The organism is Ruminococcus sp., from assembly GCF_017650195.1.
Classification (GTDB): Bacteria; Bacillota; Clostridia; order Oscillospirales; family Ruminococcaceae; genus Ruminococcus.
The window spans coordinates 1-6,123 of record NZ_JAGCFH010000161.1 but is presented as its reverse complement, the minus strand read 5'-3'; the positions used below and the strand labels follow the sequence as shown (position 1 = coordinate 6,123).

General features: G+C 43.0%; 8 protein-coding genes and 1 pseudogene. 7 read left to right on the top strand and 2 right to left on the bottom strand.

All coding sequences use genetic code 11. The features are described 5' to 3' along the window. From J6U00_RS07540 to J6U00_RS07520, 5 genes and pseudogenes are all read left to right on the top strand, one after another. Positions 1–444: pseudogene (locus tag J6U00_RS07540) on the top strand (methionine--tRNA ligase); the annotation flags it as partial. A gap of 21 nt (positions 445–465) precedes the next feature. Next, positions 466–741 carry a hypothetical protein gene (locus J6U00_RS07535; protein WP_296580682.1) on the top strand — a complete coding sequence of 92 codons (276 nt, stop codon included), beginning with the start codon at positions 466–468 and terminating at the stop codon, positions 739–741. A 53-nt stretch (positions 742–794) separates the two neighbouring features. Beyond that, the gene (gene cysK / locus J6U00_RS07530; RefSeq protein WP_296580681.1) at positions 795–1,724 is read left to right on the top strand and encodes a cysteine synthase A; all 930 of its coding nucleotides are present in this window, start codon (positions 795–797) and stop codon (positions 1,722–1,724) included. Between the two features lie 44 nt (positions 1,725–1,768). Next, positions 1,769–2,164, top strand: a complete 396-nt coding sequence (locus tag J6U00_RS07525; protein WP_296580679.1) for a pyridoxamine 5'-phosphate oxidase family protein — start codon at positions 1,769–1,771, stop codon at positions 2,162–2,164. Between the two features lie 143 nt (positions 2,165–2,307). Further along, on the top strand, positions 2,308–2,745 hold the full coding sequence (locus tag J6U00_RS07520) for a hypothetical protein (RefSeq protein WP_296580678.1): 438 nt from the start codon (positions 2,308–2,310) through the stop codon (positions 2,743–2,745). Between the two features lie 52 nt (positions 2,746–2,797). Here J6U00_RS07520 and J6U00_RS07515 read toward each other — a convergent pair whose 3' ends face one another. Then, on the bottom strand, positions 2,798–4,138 hold the full coding sequence (locus J6U00_RS07515) for an MATE family efflux transporter (RefSeq protein ID WP_296580677.1): 1,341 nt from the start codon (positions 4,136–4,138) through the stop codon (positions 2,798–2,800). Positions 4,139–4,478: 340 nt separating this feature from the next. Next, the gene (gene rpmB / locus J6U00_RS07510) at positions 4,479–4,664 is read right to left on the bottom strand and encodes a 50S ribosomal protein L28 (RefSeq protein ID WP_019678047.1); all 186 of its coding nucleotides are present in this window, start codon (positions 4,662–4,664) and stop codon (positions 4,479–4,481) included. A 227-nt stretch (positions 4,665–4,891) separates the two neighbouring features. On the opposite strand from rpmB, the gene J6U00_RS07505 reads away from it, so the two are divergent. Both J6U00_RS07505 and J6U00_RS07500 read left to right on the top strand, forming a co-directional pair. Next, on the top strand, positions 4,892–5,593 hold the full coding sequence (locus tag J6U00_RS07505; RefSeq protein WP_296580676.1) for a site-2 protease family protein: 702 nt from the start codon (positions 4,892–4,894) through the stop codon (positions 5,591–5,593). Between the two features lie 20 nt (positions 5,594–5,613). Beyond that, on the top strand, positions 5,614–6,123 hold a 510-nt coding region (locus tag J6U00_RS07500), incomplete at its 3' end, for a site-2 protease family protein (protein WP_296580674.1).

The following is a 6,123-nucleotide window of genomic DNA, read 5'->3' as shown; positions in this document are numbered from 1 at the left end:
CTTGACGGCATTATGCCGGATAACGCTCCCGAGGAGAAGTTCGTAGAGGACGCAAAGAAGGCAGTTCTCGAGTTTGAGAGACATATGTCCAAGTTTGCATTCCACCAGTGTACTTACGTGCTTGACAGCTACATCAGAAACGGCAGCAAGTACATGGCAAAAGCGCTCAACGGCGAGTATCCCGACAAGGAGGCTTTAAAGCAAGCTCTTGCTAACCTCTTCTACATGGTAAGGATAGCAGGCGTACTGCTGCACCCCATGGCTCCTTTCGGAACAGAGAAGCTCCGCGAGTATCTTGATGTTGATGACAGGATATGGTCGTGGGATACTATCCTCGAACCTCTTAACTACTTCACAGGTGAGAACCACAAGCTGAAATTTCTGCCACCGAGAACGGATTTCTTTACCCGTCATGAGAGCCAGTTTGCTTCTGCCGAAGAGTGATTTATATAAGGAGGAGATGCTGTGAAAAATAAAACTATATCTATTATTTCAGTGATATTAGTTTGTATTTTTCTTGTTTTGTTTGTGCCTGTACCTACAGGAACATACAAGGACGGCGGCACACGTATTTATACAGCTCTCACTTATAAGATAGTCAGGTGGAGTGTGCTTATGGACAGCGCACTGTACAAAAAGACCTCCGTTTTTCTGCTTCCTGACAATTTCAAGACCTATGAGGAATTATGGGAGATAGAAAAGACAGAAAAATGGGATGAAAATAAGGTCATATATTATTGAATAAATGATGACTGATCCTACAGATAACAATAAAATGGAAGTGTTAATAACCAATGATATATAACAATGTTCTGGAAGCTATCGGACATACTCCGATGATAAAGCTGAACCGAATGAACAAAAAGGGGAACGCTGACGTCCTCGTAAAGTTTGAGGGACTCAACGTAGGCGGTTCCATAAAGACCCGTACGGCCTACAATATGATACGTCATGCCGAAATGGAAGGTAAGATACATGAGGGGACGGTGATAGTAGAGCCTACAAGCGGCAATCAGGGCATAGGTCTTGCACTTGTTGGAGCTGTCAAGGGCTACAGAACTATAATTATCATGCCAGATTCCGTCAGCGAAGAGCGCCGTAAGCTTGTTAATCACTACGGAGCCGAGGTAATGCTGATACATGACGACGGTGATATCGGCAAATGTATACAGGAGTGCCTTGATACTGCCCTTAAAATGGCAGAGGAGGACGAAAATGTATTTGTTCCCCAGCAGTTCGCAAACGTGAACAATATAGGAGCACACAAGTACCACACAGCTCTTGAGATACTTGAGCAGACTGCAGTGAAGATAGACGGCTTCTGTTCTGGTATAGGTACAGGAGGTACGATCACTGGTATCGGTGAAGCTCTTAAGGCTCAGTATCCTGATATGATAATATGGGCTGTGGAACCAGAGAATGCTGCAATACTGGCAGGAGGAGACATAGGTACTCACCTGCAAATGGGCATTGGTGACGGAATAATACCGGATATACTCAATCAGAATATCTACGACGATATCTACATAGTCTCTGATGAAGAGGCTATACAGACCGCAAAGGACCTTGCTTCAAAGGAAGGAATAATGTGCGGTATATCAAGCGGCACAAATGTGGCAGCTGCCCTTAAGCTGGCTGAAAAGCTGGGTGAGGGTAAGACTGTTGTCACTATACTCCCGGATACTGCGGAGAGATACTTCTCAACGCCGCTTTTTGACGAATGATCCAAACGCCGAAAGGCGATAATTTTAAAGGAGGTAGATTTATCATGAGCAAGATCAACGATTTTCTTACGGAAGCAGGTATGTTTTTTATTGCCACAAACGATGGAGCACAGCCTAAGCTGAGGCCCTTCGGATCGCATATCGAAATGGACGGTAAGATCATATTTGCAGTCGGAGACTTTAAGGCTGTATACAGGCAGATGCTCGCAAATCCTCTCTGCGAGATAGTAGCTTGCAAGCCGGACGGCGTATGGCTCCGATATACAGGAAAGATCGTTTTTGATGACGATCCGAAGTATACCGAGGCAATGTACGCTACAAGCCCTCTTCTCAAGCAGATATACAACGAGAAAACCGGCTTTAAGATGAAGCTGTTTCATCTTGAGGACGCAACCGCTTTCATAATGCCACCTGTGGGTGAGCCTGAAAAAATACTCTGATAAAAACAAAGCCGCAGTATTCCAGTTATCAATTGTCTGGAAGTACTGTGGCTTTTCTATTGACAAAACCTGAGCACTGGTATATAATATCCTTAGCAAGTACCGATTTTTCGGTGAATATATTGATGAAAGAGGGGGTACAGATGTTGGATAACAATGAGCCTGTTACAACTAGAGTGATGGAGGAGATAACTGATATGGCAGAAGCTGTCCCAGATGAAGCCCTAGTAAATTCAGAAGCTTCAGATGAGAAGGAAAAGCTTGAGGCTGCGGATAAAAAGCTGACAGAGCTTTTTGCTTATGCTGACGCCGAAAAGAACGCCGGCAAGAAGAGTGGTTTATCGATGCTAGTCAGAGAGGTCATGATACTGGAGCTTATTTCCATGGTTCTTTTCTTTATCTGCATGACATCCGAGCTCCCGGGACCACTCTCGCTTTTTGCAATACTGCTTCCTGTTATCTGGGGAATAGGCTACAGGGTATACAGAAAGGGGATGCCCCTGCGTGAAGCCATTTCAAAGTGCAAGCTTCACATTGTGTTTTTCTGTTTCTTTTTTATGTGTATACTCATGTCAGTGTGAATAGGTATAAAAAGACCCGGAAGCAGCGTAAAAGCTGTTTCTGGGTCTAAATTTACCTGTAAGCGAGTTTAAGGTCTTCTGAGAGTATCCTTCTGAGGTCAAAGGCGAATATCGCCCCTGCCACTGCCGCTGTTACTAGTTCCGATACCGGTATTGTCAGCCATACAAGGTTTATGCTGCGTAGACTGAATGCAATGAAGGCGAGAGGAATGACCAGAAGCGTACCTCTCAGCAGAGATATCATCTGTGCTGTGTGAGTCTTCTCGTTCGAGGAGAAGTATACTGACATTATCGTATTGATCCCCATGAAAGGCATGAACAGGAAGTAGAGCCTCAATCCATGCTCGGCTATATCTCGCAGAGTGCTGTTGCCACTACTGTTGAATATACCGACGATAAAGGAGGTTTGCAAAAACAGTACGATATATGCGCATACTGAGAATATCAGTGATGTTATTACTGACAGTCTGAGAAGATAGCATATAGCCGCGTCGTTCTTCCTGCCGTGGTATCTGCACATAAGCGGTTGTACGCCGCTGGAGATACCTACATATATAGCCGTGAATACTATACCTATATTTGCGATGACGCCATAGGCGGCAATACCTGTATTGCCGAGAAGGCGGTAGATAACGAAGTTGAATATCATTATCACAGTTCCGCCGGAAAGCTCAGTGAAGAATGAGTGCATACCAAGAGATACTATCTCGCGTATGAGCTTCGGCGAGGGAAGTGTGAGCCGCAGGCTGAAAGCGTTCCAGCCGGTAATTATGTGTATGCTCATAACTCCCATACTTACGAACGGAGCGATACACGTAGCCAGAGCTGCGCCGTTCATACCCATATCCAATCGGAAAATAAAAATGTAGTCCAGTACTACATTGACAAGGCTGCCGCTCAGCATACCCAGCATAGCAAGCCGCGGTGCGCAGTCATTGCGCATAAAGCACGCAAGCAGGTTATTCATAAGGAAAGCAGGCGAAAACAGAAGGATTTTGCGCAGATAGCTGTGAGACATCTCAAAAACGGCTGCGTCAGCGCCGAGAAGATGTGTTATCTGCTTTGAGAAAAATAACCCCATTATCTCAAACACCGCTGCAATAAGCAGCATTGTCATGAAAGCGTTTGAGAATATTCTGTCAGTCTCCACTCTTTCAGTCCTGCAATACATCATCGAGAACTTGCTTCCGCCGCCCATGCCAAGCATTAATCCGAAGCCGTTCAGGAAATTGAACACAGGCAGAGCCAGGTTCAGAGCTGCAAGACCTTCCGATCCCATTCCCTTAGAAATAAAGAACGTATCTATCAGTATATAAATAGATACGCCTACAGAGCTGATGACATTTGCCAATATGTACCTGAAAAAATCACTACGTATTGGTCTTCTGTCCATTAAAAATGTTTACCCCCTGTAAACAAACGAGGCAGGTCCCGTGGACCTGCGATGCAGTGAGGATCTCGGTAATATCCACACTGACTGTTTCTCTAATACATGAATACATTATATCACAATATTACCAAAAATAATAGCCTATTTTGTAACTTTGTACGAATGACGAAAAAGCAGATAGTACAAAGTGGAGTATATACAACATTAAACAATGAGGAGTAGAAAAAATCGTGAATTATTGTTGAACTTTGTGGTCAGGGCTTCGGGGAGCTACCATAAACGACGTAAATATGAAAAAAGAGCGCTCCTAATGGAACGCTCTTTAAATATCCATGTTTACCGATCAAGCTCTTTCAACCTTACCTGAACGCAGGCATCTTGAGCAAGCGTAGATATGACAAGGAGTACCCTTGACGATAGCCTTAACACGCTTTACGTTAGGCTTCCATGTTCTGTTGGAACGTCTGTGTGAGTGAGAAACCTTGATTCCAAAGGTTACGCCCTTTCCGCAGATATCACATTTTGCCATTAGGTTGCACCTCCTTAACTAACCTGTAAAAATACAACATGATTATTCTAACACATAATCAAAAAAAAAGCAAGTGTTTTTTAAAAAAAAACTAAAAAAATTTTTTTTGAAGCATAAAAATACTTTTTTACTTGAAATATATAGCGATTTATTGTATAATATATATTGTATATCTATATCTATGCGAAATGTGTTGGCATAGCATCAAAGAAAGAAAGGAAAATGATATGGACAATCTGGATATGCAAACCTTTTTAATGTATTTTTCGAGGATAGCGACTATCCTTCTGGTTATACCGATACATGAATCGGCACATGGACTTATGGCAAAATGGCTTGGTGACGATACCGCACAAAGACAGGGAAGGATATCACTTAATCCCTTTGTACATCTTGATCCGCTTGGTACTATACTAATGATCATCGGCGGCTTCGGCTGGGCTAAGCCTGTAGAAGTAAATCCTCTCAGATTCAAGAAATATCGTGCAGGCTTTGCTTTGACGGCTCTTGCAGGCCCTGTTTCAAATCTGATATTCTCATTCCTTGCAGCTCTTGCTTATGAGATAATACTTTGCTTTGACAGCGGCAAAAGAGGTCTTATCTTGCTTATTACTAAGCAGTATAATACTATGGCATGTGTGTTGCTTCTTCTTCAATTCCTTATTATAGTAAATATCGGACTAGCATTATTCAATCTTATTCCTGTTCCTCCTCTTGATGGCTTCAATATACTCCGTGCATTCACGCCGGAGAAATTTGACCGTTGGATTTATCAGCATCAGAGAGAGGTAAACTACACATTTATGATAATGCTTATAGTAATAAATATCATCCCTACAAGATTTTCACCGCTTTATAACGCTTCAGTAGCGCTTTATAATGTCGTTATGAAGTCTGTTGCGTGGATACCAAATGTTTTCGGCAGATAATAAAGGATAAGGAAAAGTATATGTTAAATAGATTACTGAACCTTTTTCTGACATTGGTCAGCAGAGGGCTTATCCTTACGGTTTTTATGCCTCTTGCCTGTTATACTAAAGCATGGGTGGCTAAGCATCTCGGGGATAGGACTGCAGAGAGAGAGGGCAGGCTCTCGCTTGATTTCAGAAAGCATACCGATATCTTTGGTATGATTGTCGTTCTTGCCTTTGGCTTTGGCTGGAGCAAGGAGGTAAATATAGACGTATCGCGGCTAAAAAAAATGAAGCGTGATGTTACACTGATATCCCTTGCCTCACCTATAACGTACTTTTTGATGTACGTGGTTCTAAGGAATATCAGCGGAGCCTTACTGGGCATATCACCCGATATGTTCATACTTCAATGCATATGTACTGTGTTTTACAAGACGGCATTTTCCTGTCTGTTCTTCGGTGTAGTGGCACTGTTGCCCATACCACCACTTGACGGCTTCCATATATTCTATCAGTTCTCGTGGCCGAAGTTCAGACGATGGTAT

Coding starts and splice junctions, on each gene's coding strand:
- cysK (WP_296580681.1), top strand. CDS start 795: ATGATATATAACAATGTTCTGGAAGCTATCGGACATACTCCGATGATA.
- J6U00_RS07525 (WP_296580679.1), top strand. CDS start 1,769: ATGAGCAAGATCAACGATTTTCTTACGGAAGCAGGTATGTTTTTTATT.
- J6U00_RS07520 (WP_296580678.1), top strand. CDS start 2,308: ATGTTGGATAACAATGAGCCTGTTACAACTAGAGTGATGGAGGAGATA.
- J6U00_RS07515 (WP_296580677.1), bottom strand. CDS start 4,138: ATGGACAGAAGACCAATACGTAGTGATTTTTTCAGGTACATATTGGCA.
- rpmB (WP_019678047.1), bottom strand. CDS start 4,664: ATGGCAAAATGTGATATCTGCGGAAAGGGCGTAACCTTTGGAATCAAG.
- J6U00_RS07505 (WP_296580676.1), top strand. CDS start 4,892: ATGGACAATCTGGATATGCAAACCTTTTTAATGTATTTTTCGAGGATA.